Annotated in this window: 13 protein-coding genes; 7 read left to right on the top strand and 6 right to left on the bottom strand. The window is 62.3% G+C overall.

Translation table 11 applies throughout. The features are described 5' to 3' along the window. Nucleotides 1-15 precede the first annotated feature (15 nt). On the top strand, nt 16-867 hold the full coding sequence (locus tag AC1DX4_RS04725; protein WP_477219232.1) for a hypothetical protein: 852 nt from the start codon (nt 16-18) through the stop codon (nt 865-867). Between the two features lie 31 nt (nt 868-898). Here the strand turns inward: AC1DX4_RS04725 and AC1DX4_RS04720 are convergent, their stop codons facing one another. Further along, complete coding sequence (locus AC1DX4_RS04720) at nt 899-1525, bottom strand: TetR/AcrR family transcriptional regulator (protein WP_477219231.1); 627 nt, start codon at nt 1523-1525, stop codon at nt 899-901. A gap of 124 nt (nt 1526-1649) precedes the next feature. Between AC1DX4_RS04720 and AC1DX4_RS04715 the strand changes: the two genes are divergently transcribed. The 4 genes from AC1DX4_RS04715 to AC1DX4_RS04700 are packed head-to-tail and all read left to right on the top strand — an operon-like array spanning nt 1650 to nt 6276. Next, nucleotides 1650-2837, top strand: coding sequence for an MFS transporter (locus AC1DX4_RS04715; protein WP_477219230.1), 1188 nt, complete (start codon nt 1650-1652; stop codon nt 2835-2837). A 5-nt stretch (nt 2838-2842) separates the two neighbouring features. Further along, on the top strand, nt 2843-4123 hold the full coding sequence (locus tag AC1DX4_RS04710; protein ID WP_477219772.1) for a D-arabinono-1,4-lactone oxidase: 1281 nt from the start codon (nt 2843-2845) through the stop codon (nt 4121-4123). Beyond that, a complete protein-coding gene (locus AC1DX4_RS04705) occupies nt 4120-5265 on the top strand; it encodes an alanine racemase (RefSeq protein WP_477219229.1) in 1146 nt (381 codons plus the stop codon). The genes AC1DX4_RS04710 and AC1DX4_RS04705 overlap by 4 nt, the downstream gene beginning before the upstream one ends. A 60-nt stretch (nt 5266-5325) precedes the next feature. Then, the gene (locus tag AC1DX4_RS04700) at nt 5326-6276 is read left to right on the top strand and encodes a bifunctional helix-turn-helix transcriptional regulator/GNAT family N-acetyltransferase (protein WP_477219228.1); all 951 of its coding nucleotides are present in this window, start codon (nt 5326-5328) and stop codon (nt 6274-6276) included. Between the two features lie 7 nt (nt 6277-6283). On the opposite strand, the gene AC1DX4_RS04695 is transcribed toward AC1DX4_RS04700, so the two are convergent. The 5 genes from AC1DX4_RS04695 to AC1DX4_RS04675 form a co-directional block, all read right to left on the bottom strand. After that, a complete protein-coding gene (locus AC1DX4_RS04695; RefSeq protein ID WP_477219227.1) occupies nt 6284-7117 on the bottom strand; it encodes a GyrI-like domain-containing protein in 834 nt (277 codons plus the stop codon). Between the two features lie 90 nt (nt 7118-7207). Beyond that, nucleotides 7208-8110: a glycosyltransferase family 2 protein gene (locus AC1DX4_RS04690; protein ID WP_477219226.1), complete on the bottom strand. Its 903-nt coding sequence runs from the start codon at nt 8108-8110 to the stop codon at nt 7208-7210. Continuing rightward, nucleotides 8107-8853 (bottom strand): glycosyltransferase family 2 protein, encoded by a 747-nt coding sequence (locus AC1DX4_RS04685; protein WP_477219225.1) that lies wholly within the window; start codon nt 8851-8853, stop codon nt 8107-8109. Before AC1DX4_RS04685 ends, AC1DX4_RS04690 begins: the two co-directional genes overlap by 4 nt. After that, entirely contained in the window at nt 8844-9734 is an 891-nt protein-coding gene (locus AC1DX4_RS04680) for a glycosyltransferase (protein WP_477219224.1), read from the bottom strand. The genes AC1DX4_RS04685 and AC1DX4_RS04680 overlap by 10 nt, the downstream gene beginning before the upstream one ends. Further along, nucleotides 9731-11404, bottom strand: coding sequence for a glycosyltransferase (locus AC1DX4_RS04675; RefSeq protein ID WP_477219223.1), 1674 nt, complete (start codon nt 11402-11404; stop codon nt 9731-9733). Before AC1DX4_RS04675 ends, AC1DX4_RS04680 begins: the two co-directional genes overlap by 4 nt. 182 nt (nt 11405-11586) lie before the next feature. Here AC1DX4_RS04675 and AC1DX4_RS04670 point away from each other — a divergent pair, with 182 nt between their 5' ends. Continuing rightward, nucleotides 11587-11811, top strand: a complete 225-nt coding sequence (locus AC1DX4_RS04670) for a hypothetical protein (RefSeq protein ID WP_477219222.1) — start codon at nt 11587-11589, stop codon at nt 11809-11811. A 95-nt stretch (nt 11812-11906) separates the two neighbouring features. After that, a complete protein-coding gene (locus AC1DX4_RS04665; RefSeq protein WP_477219221.1) occupies nt 11907-12908 on the top strand; it encodes a LacI family DNA-binding transcriptional regulator in 1002 nt (333 codons plus the stop codon). Nucleotides 12909-12920: the final 12 nt, after the last annotated feature.

Below are 12920 nucleotides of genomic sequence, written 5' to 3'. Positions count from 1 at the left end.
GCCAAGGGGAAAGCCGTGTCGCGCATAGTCGTCATAACGCATGAGCACGACCGGTTTCTGGGTAAGCGCAACCTCCTGTTGCGCAGGGGCAGCCCCTATCTGCTTTTCGATGTTCTGGAGCACCTGAAAAGGCGTGGCCATTCGGTCCGGATTCAGCAGGGCCCGTCAAAGACACAAGACGCCGATATCGCGGTTCTGCATGTCGATGCGACGCTGACACCGGCGGATCATGTCGCCTATGCCAAGCGGTTTCCGTTCTGCCTCAATGTCGGTGCGTCCGATATCTCCAAAAGGCGGATCAGCGGGGCTCTGATATCAGAAGACGACAGCTGGCATGGCCCGGTCATCGTCAAGAGCAACCTCAACAATCAGGGTATTCCGGAGACACTCCTCAACCGGCGATCGAAACGCGCGGGCAAGCCGCCGCCTTTTCCGCATCTGCCAACCCTGCAGCGCTATGAGGTCTATGGATCTCTCGGCGAGGTTCCAGACAGCGTCTTCGAGAACGATGACCTGGTGGTGGAAAAATTCATTCCGGAACGAGAACCCGACGGCTTTGCGGCGCGTTTCTGGGTGTTTTGCGGCGAGCGCGAGCGCTGCACCCGCTACGTCTCGCCGAACAGACTGGTCAAGGCATCGGAAACGATTCGGCGTGAGCCCGTCCCGGTTCCCGACGAAATGCGCGAGCGGCGGCGCGAACTCGGCTTCGACTACGGGAAATTCGATTTCGTCATGCATGAGGGCAGGGCCATCCTCCTCGATGCCAACAACACTCCCGGCCGTCCCCAGAACCTCGTGAAAATGTTCGCGGCTGGCGCTGCCGATCTGGCTGACGGCTTCGAAGGCCTCATCCGCCAGGCGAGATAGGCCACGACGGGCTGATCGTCATGGCGCCGGTCTAGAGAAACAGCCGCAATTGGGTGTGGATGATCGACCGGTAATCCTCAATGGTCCGGCAGCTTTCCGCTCCGCCCTCCGCAAGCGCCAGACGCACCACGCCACCGGCGAGCTGGAAGATCAGCAACACGATGCGTTCGAACTGCTCGTGCTTCTGCGGCTCAAGCAAAGCGATGACATGGTCGCAGAACATCCTGGCCTGATATCGAGTTTCGGCGATGTCGAGATTCTTGAGCGCCTTGTCGGCCTGGATGGCGTTCTGCAGGTCCTGGATGGCGGGATCGCCGGCCACGCGGCTGTGATAGTCGTCAAGCAATCGGTCGGCGGCGGCGATGACGTCCTTGGCTTCGCGGACATCGGCAATGATCGCTGTCAATCGCGCGCGGCTGACCTCCGAGAACCGCTCATAGAGCATCGCCAGGATCGCCGACTTGTTGGGGAAGTAATGATAGACGGTGGCGATCGGGCCGCCCGCCAGCATGCCGACCTCCTTCATGGTGACGGCATCGATGCCCTTTTCGCCGATCAGCCGCATGGTCGTCGACAGGATGGCGTCGATACGCTCACGGCTGCGCTCCTGCTTGGGCTTGCGCCTCGGTTCGGTCGCTGTTCGCGTTGCTTGCGTCATGCACCGGTCTTTCGCACGAATTGCCAAATTCTGGTTGACAAAAAAAATGATCAAGTATCAGTTTCTGAAATGCTGACAGATTGTCAGCTTTTTTGCCGTGCGGCAAGGACGTTGGGAGGCGCCTTTGACTTCGACAAGTACCGGCCATGCGGGCGATGGCGACTGGCTGGTCGGCAATCCGACCAGTGGGCAGCTTGCCTCCGCCTTGTGGATCGGCTCGGTCGGCCTGCTCATTCTCGGCCTGCAGCCCGTGCTGCTCGGCGCCCTCTACACCGAAGGTCATGTCAGCGGCGATGAGCTGGCGCTGGTCGCCACCGCCGAGATGATCGCCATTGCGATTGGCTCGGCGATCGTTGCGATGCTGCTGTCGGCCCACAACATGCGCTGGAAAAGTGCGGTCCTCCTGCTCCTGCTGGCGCTCGCGAATGTCTGCACGGCCTATGCCGCCGGCGCCAATACGCTGATGGCGGCGCGCGCGCTGGCCGGCCTTGCCGAAGGCGGCCTTGTCGCGGTCGCCACGGAACTGATTGCCCGTTCGCGGCGGGCCGAACGCATCGGCGGCTTTTTCGTCACTATGCAGACGCTGGCGCAATGCGCTCTGGCGCTGCTGCTGGCGCTCTATGTCATCCCGGCCGCCGGATCGGCTGGCGGCTTCCTCGTTCTCGCGGTCGTCTGCGTCCTGTCGCTCGTGGTCGCCTTCATTGTCCCCGCTGATTACGCCGATCTGCCGAAGGACGAGAATTTGGCCAATGTGCTGACGGTTCCGTCGATCACCGCGCTGCTGTGCGTCTTCTGCTACTTCATGTTCTTCGGCTCGGTCTGGGCATTTCTGGAGCCGCTTGGCGCTCAGTTCGGCATCGATGGCCGCACCGTCGGCCTGATCGTTTCGGCCAGCCTCGCAGTGCAGGTCCTGGGCGCGATGACGGCGACCGTGTTCGAGGCGCGTATCGATTATCGCATTGCCATTGTGGTGATCGGTGTGGTGGCGCTTTTGTGTTCGCTGGTTCTCGCCAGCGGACCTGGCCTCACCACATTCTGGGTCGCTGCCCTGGTCATGGGTTTTATCCTCCTGTTCATCGTGCCCTACCAGATCAGGCTGGCGATCACCGCCGACGAGACACGTACGGCCGTGCTGCTGGTGCCGGCCGCGCAACTCTTTGGTCTGGCGATGGGGCCTGTCGCAGCGTCCCTGCTCATCGACGGCAAGGATTTTCGCCCGGTTCCGGAATTCGCCGCTGCCAGTGCCCTGGCCAGCGTGGCGCTCCTCGTCGTATTTGTCTTCGTGGCGCGGCGTCGCCGGGTTGTTGCGTGAGCGCCATGTCGAACATCTGGAGCAACTGGTCGGGCTTTGTCACTGCCGAACCTCGGCTGATCGCCAGTCCCGTCGATGCCGGCGAACTCGGCGATCTCATTCGCACCGCGCCCGGCCCGGTACGCGTCGTCGGCGCCGGTCATTCTTTTACGCCGCTGGTCAAGTCGCAGGGCACGATCCTGTCTCTGGAAAAGCTGGAGGGGCTGGTCTCGCATGACGCTGAAAAGCATCAGGCGCGCGTGCGGGCAGGGACGCGGCTCGGTTCGCTCATGCACATCCTGCAGGATATCGGCCAGGGCCTACCCAATATGGGCGATATCGACCGGCAGGCGATTGGCGGCGCGCTGGGAACCGCCACCCATGGCTCGGGATCGACGCTCGGCGCCTATCATACGCAATTGGAGACGGTGCAGATCGTCGATGGTCTTGGCAAGGTCCGCGAATTCACCAGGGCAGGGGATCAGGACACGATACACGCCATCGGCGTTGCGCTCGGTGCCTTCGGCGTCTTGAGCGAAGTGACGCTGAACAACATCGCGACCTACCGGCTGCGCCGCCGCAAATGGGTGCTGCCGATCGCCGACATGCTGCGCGACTTCGAAAAGATGATGACCGCGCACCGCTCGGCCGAATTCTACTACATTCCGTTCTCGGGCTATGCGCAGTTCATCGCCAGCGACTTCAGCACCGAGGCGACCACCACGCGCCCGACCGAGGATGATGAAGGCTCCTTGCTCACGCTGCGTCGGCTGCGCACCGGGCTTGCCTGGCTGCCGTCGCTGCGCCGGCGGCTGATCCTGGGCGCTGTCGCGAAAGTGCCCTCCGAGGATTATGTGCAGGATTGGCTCAACGTCTATGCCAGCGACCGCCAGACCAAATTCAACGAGATGGAATATCACCTTCCATTCGAGGAAGGGCCAACGGCGCTGGCCGAAATCATCGAGCTGACCGAAAAGCGCTTTCCCGAAGTCTATTTCCCGATGGAGGTGCGCAGCGTCGCGGCCGATCAGTTCTGGCTCTCGCCCTTCTACAACAGGCCTACCTGTTCGATCGCCATCCACCATGATGCGGCGAGCGATCCGCTGCCGTTCATGCAGGCGGCCGAGCCGATCTTCCGCAGATATGGCGGCCGGCCGCATTGGGGCAAGATGCACAGCCTGAAGGCGGCGGACTTCAAGAAGCTATACCCGCGCTGGGACGATGCCATGGCGGTGCGCCGCGACATCGATCCGCAAAACCGCTTCGTCTCGCCCTATATGGCTGGGCTGTTCGGCATCGAACAATGAAGGCTTATTTCGCCTCGCTTTCGGGTGCATTGAAGCAAGCCGGCATCTTCCAGCCCTGCCTGCTGCTCGACCTCGATCGGCTGGATGGCAACATTGCCCAGGTGAAGGAGAGGGTGGACCCCAGTCTTGCCGTGCGGCTGGTTGACAAGTCGCTCGCTTGCCTGCCGCTGCTTTCGCATATCGGCAAGACGCTCGGAACCGATCGCTTCATGACTTTCCATCCACCGATCAGCGCGGCGGTGCTGAAGGCGTTTCCGGATGCGGATCTGTTGTACGGCAAGCCGATGCCGGTCGAGGCGGCAAGGGCGGCGCTGGTGAAGGGTGACGCCGACTGGTCGCGTGTCTGCTGGCTGATCGATACGCAGCAGAGGCTGGCGGAATATGGCGCTCTCGCTGCCGAACTCGGCATCGACCTGCGCATCGCCTTGGAAATCGATGTCGGTCTGCATCGCGGCGGGTTCGCTGAACCGGAGGCTTTGTCGCAGGCGTTGAAGATGCTGCCGGCGCACAAAGGGCTGCGCTGCGAAGGCGTCATGGCCTATGAGGCGCATGCGCCGCATATTCCCGGCCTGTTCGGCGGGGCGGCCCAGGCGTTGGCGCAAGCCTCGGAACGGGCCGCCGCTTTCATTGCGCGCCTCGGCACCGACCAGCGAAGGATTCTCAACATCGGTGGCAGCAAGACTGCGCTGCTTCATCACGGTGGCGCTGCCAATGAAGTGTCGATGGGTTCGGCCTTCGTGCTGCCCAGCGATTTCGACACAGCTGGTCTCGAAGGTTTCCAGCCGGCAGCCTTTATCGCGACGCCGATCCTGAAGGTGGTCGAGCCGATGCTGCCGGGACCGCCGGCCGTTTCCCGCCTGCTGCAGGCGCTCGGCCGGTTTCCTCGCAAGGGCTGCTATCTCTATGGCGGCAAATGGATGGCCGAGCCGGTCTTTCCCGATGGCATGAAGACGAACGGCCTGCTCGGCCTGTCTTCCAACCAGCAATTCATGGGCCTGCCCGCCGACAGCGCCGCCAAGCCCGGCGATTATGCGTTCCTGCGACCGACGCAAAGCGAGGCCGTGCTGCAGCAATTCGGGCCGATTGCGGTGTTTTCCGGCGGCAGGCTCGTCGATCGCTGGCCGGTGTTGCCGATGATGTGATCCTTCAGGTAGTTGACTCAGTCAACTAAATGGTCAATTCTGTGCGAACAGGAGATGCCCATGACGATCCACCATCAGCCCAGCAACAATGCGCCCAACAAGCAGCTGATCGATGCGGTCAGGGCGTTCAACCGCTTCTACACCCGCCAGATCGGGCTGCTTGACGAAGGGCTGCTGAAAAGCGCCTTCTCCCTGACCGAGGCGCGCGTGCTCTACGAACTGGCGAACCGTGACGGTCTGACCGCGACCGACCTTGGACGCGATCTCGGTCTCGATGCCGGTTATGTCAGCCGTCTGCTGAAGAAGTTCGAACGCCTTCACCTGATCTCGAGGTCGACGCTGGTTTCGGACGCCCGGCAATCGTCGATTGCGCTGACGCCGGCGGGCAGGAATGCCTTTGCGCCGTTGAACCAGGATTCGCACGACCAGGTCGCGACGCTGCTCGACCGGCTGCCCGCATCGGAACAGGACCGGCTGGTGAAATCCATGCGCACGGTCCAGGCTCTGCTCGACGAAAGCGCCGAGCCAAGAATCCCCTATCTGTTGCGGCCGCTGCAGGTCGGCGACATCGGCTGGATCACCCGCCGGCAAGGCATGCTCTACGCGCAGGACTATGGCTGGGACGAAACCTATGAGGCGCTGGTCGCCGAAATCCTCGCGGCCTTCGTCAAATCCTTCGATCCGAAATGGGAGCGCAGCTGGATCGCCGAGCGCGATGGCGAGGTCGTCGGCTCGGTCTTCGTCGTGCGCAAGTCGGATCAGGTGGCGAAGCTGCGCCTGCTCTATGTCGAACCTTCGGCGCGCGGCCTCGGCATCGGCAAGCGGCTGGTCGAGGAATGCATCGGCTTTGCCCGCGCCAAGGGTTACAAGACGCTGACCTTGTGGACCAACGACATCCTGGCCGCCGCCCGGCACATCTACCAGGCCGCCGGCTTCAAACTGATCGAGGAGGAGCCGCACCATTCCTTCGGCAGGGATCTGGTTGGCCAGAACTGGGACTTGGAATTGTGACCTCCCGCTAAGCCTTCACCGGTATCCAGATCTCCAGCCCGCCATTGCCGCTGTGCGGATCGAACTCCGGGCCATAGCGTTCGAATTCCGGTGCGTCCGCTATTTCGTGCCCGGAGGCCGGCAGCCATTTGTTCCAGATCGTGTTGACGGTGCGGCGGATGGCCGAGATGTGCTCGCGATGCGAAAACACCGCATACTTCTGAGCAGGTATGCGCACCCGGCTGAATTCCCTGGGAAGGTCGGAGAAGTCCGATACCTCGACGCCGGCGATGTAATCGAAATTGCCGGCATCGTCGCCATTGACGCAGACGCCATAGGCAACGTCGCCGGTCTCGCCCGGAATATTGCCGATGTAAGGGCCGAAGCGCTGCCACTGCATTGGAATGGCGGCGCTGGTTTCGCAGCTGTAGCGTTCGCCGAGCCCGGCGATCAGGAACGGCCGGCTGGTCTCGAAGCGTGGTGGTTCGAGGTTGGTGAGAAAGGACTGGTCCATCAGGATAGGCTCCACGAGGTCGAGGGTCTTGGTCGAACCTTGCGCGCGCACCAGTTCCGGCGTGGTGCCGAACTGGTCGCGGAAGGCCCGGGTGAAAGCCTCATGCGAGTTGTAGCCGGCGTCGAGCGCCACCGAGAGGATATCGGGCGCCCCGCCGGCCAGTCTGCGCGCCGCCTCGCTCAGGCGCCGCGCCCGCGCATAACCCATGACCGAGCGGCCAGTGGCGGCGCCGAAGGCGCGTGTCACATGGAAACGCGACACCCCGCTGCTTTGCGCGACATCGTCAAGCGATATCGCCTCCGGCAGATGGCTCTCGACAAACCACAGCGCCTTCTCGGTCGGGTTCATGGGGCTCCTTCGCGCATCGGCCGGATCATACTGCCGCCTCCGCACGCGGCCAGTTTGATCGAAATTGCGCAGCGCGCAAAGTGATGCCGACTAGCGCCGCCGACGCTGGAACAACCGGCGAAGCCAGCGCCCGATCTCGCGCGGCAGATGGCGCAATCCGAATTGTGATGGCTTGCGCCTTTGCGCAATTGGCACGATCGGCAGGGAGAAGGCCGAGTTGAGTGGCTGTTGGCGCCCCAGCCGTTCCCAGTGGATCAGCCCGCGCATGATCCGGTCCCAGGCAAGCACGGTTGCCACTGCGGTGGAAAGTTCACCATCCTCGGCAGGCTCATGGCGCCGTTCGAACTCCGCATAGGCCTCGGCGACATAGGTGCCGAAATCGAAATTGTCGGGATTGGGGTCGTAGGAATCGCTCAGCGCATAGCGCGCCTGCCGGGCAATGAACGAGGCGATGTCGACGTAGTTCTCGTGGTGGATGTGGAGGCAGTTCGGCGCATCCAGTCGACGAAGACGCTTGGCACCGGTCAGAACCTGCGGCATGCGATGATGGCCTGGTTGCCAGGCGACAGTCCCCTTGCGGAAAAACCGTATCTGGTGATCGGGGTAAAAGCCGGAACCGCGCATGACCTGGCCGGCGACGGAGTTGAACCTCGGCAACGCAAAGGCGTCGGTGCTTTCGCCATGGTCGCGCACAAGGCCTCGCAGCGCCTCATATGCGTCGTCAGCGAGATACTCGTCGGAATCCAGCACAAGCACCCAGTCGTTTTGCGCCTGCGGCAGGTATTGATTGCGGATTGCGTCGACGGCATCGACGATGGCACAACTCAGCACCCGGCAGCCGGCGGAACGTGCGATCTCGACGGTGGTATCGCCGCTTTGCATGTCGACGATGATGCGCTCCGCTGCCCAGGCGGTGGTCGCCAGCAGCCGGGGCAAGGTCCGTGCCGAATCCCGCGTATGGACGATCAGCGATATCTCGTTTGCCTGCGTCACCCGCTCTCGTCTCCGTCTATGGTGTAGCGCCCGCGCCAGCGCTCGAAGAACAGGTTGCGCGAGGCCTTGTGGCGGTCGGGCCGCCGGTCCGATGTCGATTCCAGATGCAGTGAATCCCTGCGCTGGCCACATGCGATGCGGATTCCCAACTGCCGTGCCCGAAGACAGAGATCGACATCCTCATAGCCGAAAGGGAATGTCTCGTCGAAACCGTTCAAGGCGTCGAAGGCCGCATGGTCGATCATCAGGGCCGCCGCCGTAACGGCCTGCGGGAAAGTCGTCGCCCGGTTGACGATCGCGCTTCGCTTGCCATGATCCTGGTGATAGGGGCCACGTTCTCCGGCGTCAAACCGCACGCCACAATGCTGGATCGTGTCGTCGGGCAAGACTAGCCTGGTGCCGCAGATGCCAACCTTGTGGTCACGGAAGATCTCAAGCATCTCCACCAGGGCGTCCGGATGCAGAAGCACGTCATTGTTGAGGAAGAGGTACCGTGTGGCTTCAATCTCGCGGGCGCCGCGATTGCAGGCTGCCGAGAAGGAATGCCTCAGGTCCAGCCTGACGATCCGCACGTGCGGCGGTGCCAGATCATCGGCGAGGTAGGGTATGGCGGAGCCATTGTCGACGACGACGACACAGGTCTTGCCAAGCTGTGTCCTCGCCAAGGCATGCTCAAGCTGCAGCAAGCAACTTCGCAGCAGCGCGGTCAGGCCCCATGAAGGAACGATAACGCTTAGCTCCATGACAAGGCGTCCTTCAAGCCCGCCTCCATGGCAGATCGCAGTTTCTTTCTCTGAACCGCGATGCGGTAACGGGATGCCATCGCCGCGCCGCCGTCGCGCAGGGCGGCACGCCGCGAGCCTGCGCCTTGCTTGCTGATTTCGGCAAGCGCGGCTGGCAGTTCTATCGGCTCGGCGATGCACGCAGTGTGCCCATGTCTGAGATACTCCATCCCGCCGACGACTGGAACCGATACTACAACGCAGCCTGCCGCCATCGCCTCGAGCGCCGGCAGTCCGAAGCCTTCAGCCACTGCCGTGCCCAGGAAGAACCCGGAGCGCTTAAGACTTTTGGCGCAGATATCTTCACTATCGCCGTCAATCGGCAGGAAGCGGAGGGAGCGCACATGCTTCATCGCCGATTGGGCTATCGCGGCGCCTCTGCGCGGCATGAAGGCTGCGCACCGTTCGTCCTTGGGAGATCCGTCATGGAAGAAAGCGTCGGAGATCGATATGCCGACATCGATCGAAACGCGCCGGGCGACGGACATTGCGTAATTCGTCGCTTGTTCCCAACACGTCAGCACTGTGACATCCCTGTCGTGCAGAATCGGGTTGATCAGGGGATCGGTACCTTGACAGTGGAAGATCAGCCGCGCCCCAGTTGCCTTCAACTCGGGATAGTCGTGCGGCAATGAGAAGATGAGCGTATCGCTCTTCCCGGCATTCGCGACGACCTGCTGCCTGTCCACCACAGGCTGACTGCATCGGAACCATGAAGGCGCAAGGTTGCCAGGGGTCGCGACCGCCATCGGCACGCCGGCGTCCGTCAGCAACTGGGCGAACTGGAAGCCAACCTTGATGCCGCCATATATGCCGACCCCGGGCAGAACATAGTAGTTCATCGGCTTTCCAGCGCACGCCACCGTTTTCGGCGCAGCGCGTCCCTGATACCGAGGCGGCGATGGAGAACCCATCGCAGACCGCGAAGCGTAGCCGCAAAGGCACGGCCATAATGCAGCCGCGCGAACTTGAGCCGCGCATTGTCGATCAACGAGATCCTGACGGAGATCGGGATATCCGCGCCGTACCGACCGAGATGCGGCAGCACATGTTCCAGTTCGACGATTTCGAGCCCACGCCGTGCCATTTCAAATCCCACTGCGACATCTTCCATGTAGCAAAAGTATCTCTCATCGAAACCGCCGATAGCACGAAAGGTCTCTCGTCGAACGAAAAGAGCGGCCGCGAGCGGCCAGCTCCAGTTATGGTTGTGATAAAATGGGAGACACCTCAGGCGCCGAGCCCATTTCGCCATGCCATTATTGTCAAGAAGGTCGGCTGTCAGCTTGAGCCGGGAATAGCCGGGCTGGCGACCGGGTGTGACTTCGCCATGCCAGTCGACATAGTCCGGAACGATCATCGCATCGGGTTTTTGGGAAAGCATCGAGAGTGCCGTCTCGACTGCGGTCGATGTCAGGACGCAGTCCGGGTTGAGGAAGCATAGATATTTGGCGCTGGCGGCGGCAGCGCCTCGGTTGGCGGCGGCGGCGAACCCCTCATTGCTTTTGTTCCGGATGATGGTCACGCCCTGATGCGTCACGTGGTCGAGTGTCTCGTCGGTTGAGCCATTGTCGACGACAATGATCTCATGCTGGTCCGGCAGGGCGTCGAGGCAGTAGCGGATTATCTTGGACGAGTTGTACGTGATGATGATGAACGCCAGGTCGGCAGGCTGTCCTGTCGCTGTGCTGTCTAGCAAGGGTCCGGCGGAACCGTCGGCAAGAAGGTTATGCATCGCGAGCACGGTTTCGACTTCGGGGCCATTGCAGAAGTTGCTGAAGTGGGCGATCAGCGCATCCGGTCGGGGAAAGCCCGTATCCCAGTGGCTGCAATGGTTCCATTGCCATGATAGGGAGGCGCAGCGATCCGGCACCACTGAGTTTGCCCACACTTGGAAATAGTCCTGGTCGGCGATCATGTGCGCGCCAACCGAGTGATCGGCAGGCAGGAGCAAGCGTCGTCCCGCTACCCACTCCAGCAAAAGCTGCAGTTCGTCCCTGAAGGCCAGGACCACGCCACTGTTGAAGTAGCGAAACGATATCGCGGGTGGAGCCGCCGCTGAACCGTCGATGAACGCTAGCGAGCGCTTGCTGTAATGTTCCTGGAAGTCCCCCGGCGTCATGCCCGAACCGGCGATGCCGGTCTGTTCGACCATTGCCATCCGCTGTTCGCCCAGCGCCGTAAACACCTCTGCCGCCGCAAGGGGGCGCAACAGGATGGTATCGGCATCGACCTGAAGAATGATCTCGGCGCTGGCCTGCCCGAGACACCAGGCCAATGCGTCGAACTTGGCCAGAAACCCATCGGCCCGGTATTCCTGCCGTGCGGCGTCGAGCAAGTTGACATGGATGCGCGGCGAGGGCGGCAGCATTGGGGCGGAGAACCGATCCGTGACTACATAGATTTCGAAATCCGTGTTCCGGAGAAAGGACGTAATGGCTTCGCGCGCCGCCAGCGCATAGCCTGGTTTGCCGATCGCGAGTATGCAGATTGCTACCGTCCGCTCGTTCATCCGGCTGGGTCACCACGCATCATGCCGGGCACCTCCGTTGTCCGGATCCGTCGCGCCAGATAACGCCGCCGGCGTCCTGCAGACTCCCATCTGCTCTGAGCAGTTTGGACCGACAGCGCCGCGCTGTGGATGGCGGCTGAACAGCGCAAGCATCGCTTCAACGACCAGCCGGGCTCAGGAAATTGAAAATACCAGCCATTGCAAGCGAGCCTTTCTTCGTGAAGTTGGACCCAGATGCTTCTGCAATCTCGACCGATACCGCAATGTGTTCTCACGAGCATCGGCAGGTCAACCGTGCCGGCACGCTCTATTTTCAGTCGAAGACCAGATCGCGCGATCGCCATGGCACCACAACAACCGACCTCCAGCAAAAACGCATCGAAGCGATTGCGCAAACGTTTCGATGACACTATGGTCGCCGCTAATCCGCCATAACCAGTGAGAGCGGACCGGGAACGCATCATCAGGGAGGAGCGCTTGCCAGCACTCCGTTCGAGTCGCCATGCCGACAATGGCTGAGGTCGCGCGCCGCGCCGGCGTGTCGGTTTCGACCGTCTCGCATGTCATCAACCGCACCCGCTTTGTCTCGCCGGAGAAGGCGCGGCGCATCAATGACGTGATTGCCGCGATGGGCTATCAGCCCAACGAACTGGCGCGGTCGCTGAAAGTCTCCTCGACCAACAGCGTCGGCCTGGCCATCTCGGCGATTTCCAACCCCTATTTCACCGACATCATCTGCGCAGTGGAGGCCGAATGCGCGCGTCTCGGGCTCATGGTCTTCCTGTCCGACACGCAGGAGGACCCCGACCGCGAACTTTCGGTGGTGCGCGCCTTTCACCAGCGTCGCGTCGACGGCGTCATCCTGGCACCGTCGGGCGCGCCGCAGCGCGCCATCGATTACCTGGCCGAGAAGAAGCTGCCTTGCGTGTTGATCGACCGTTTCGCCGACGAACGCTTCGACCAGATCGGCGTCGAGAACCAGTCGTCGATGCGGGCGCTGATCGACCACGTCGCATCCTTCGGCCACAAGCGCATCGGCTATATCGCCGGCCAGCCGGGCCTGGCGACGACGCGTGAACGCATCGAAGCCTTTCGCGCCTCGCTGGCCGCCAATGGACTTGAGTGCCTGCCGCACTATGTCTCGCCGGATAATGTCGATACGGCAAGCGCGACGGCATCGACCCATGCGATCCTGTCCCTGCCGTCGCCGCCCACTGCATTGGTCACGGGCAACAACATGACGACGATCGGGGCAGTCCGCGCCATCCGCGAGAGAGGTCTCTCAATCCCCGGCGATCTCTCGCTCGCCGGCTTCGACGACTTCGAATGGGCCGATTGCTTCGAGCCGCGGCTGACGCTGGTCGCGCAGCCCTGCACCGAGATCGGACGGCAGGCGGCGGCCTTGCTGTGCGCCCGCATCGCATCCACCGGCCTGGAGCCGCAGGCGGTACGGCTGCGGGCGGCGCTGCAGGTCCGAGAATCCTGTGCGAGGCCGGCCCCATGAGGTCAGCCCCCA

The organism is Mesorhizobium sp. P3_A8, assembly GCF_056402995.1.
Note: the sequence above shows the minus strand (reverse complement) of the source record. Positions and strands in the feature narration are given on the sequence as shown.

Coding starts and splice junctions, on each gene's coding strand:
- AC1DX4_RS04720 (WP_477219231.1), bottom strand. CDS start 1,525: ATGACGCAAGCAACGCGAACAGCGACCGAACCGAGGCGCAAGCCCAAG.
- AC1DX4_RS04710 (WP_477219772.1), top strand. CDS start 2,843: ATGTCGAACATCTGGAGCAACTGGTCGGGCTTTGTCACTGCCGAACCT.
- AC1DX4_RS04705 (WP_477219229.1), top strand. CDS start 4,120: ATGAAGGCTTATTTCGCCTCGCTTTCGGGTGCATTGAAGCAAGCCGGC.
- AC1DX4_RS04700 (WP_477219228.1), top strand. CDS start 5,326: ATGACGATCCACCATCAGCCCAGCAACAATGCGCCCAACAAGCAGCTG.
- AC1DX4_RS04695 (WP_477219227.1), bottom strand. CDS start 7,117: ATGAACCCGACCGAGAAGGCGCTGTGGTTTGTCGAGAGCCATCTGCCG.
- AC1DX4_RS04685 (WP_477219225.1), bottom strand. CDS start 8,853: ATGGAGCTAAGCGTTATCGTTCCTTCATGGGGCCTGACCGCGCTGCTG.
- AC1DX4_RS04680 (WP_477219224.1), bottom strand. CDS start 9,734: ATGAACTACTATGTTCTGCCCGGGGTCGGCATATATGGCGGCATCAAG.
- AC1DX4_RS04675 (WP_477219223.1), bottom strand. CDS start 11,404: ATGAACGAGCGGACGGTAGCAATCTGCATACTCGCGATCGGCAAACCA.
- AC1DX4_RS04665 (WP_477219221.1), top strand. CDS start 11,907: ATGCCGACAATGGCTGAGGTCGCGCGCCGCGCCGGCGTGTCGGTTTCG.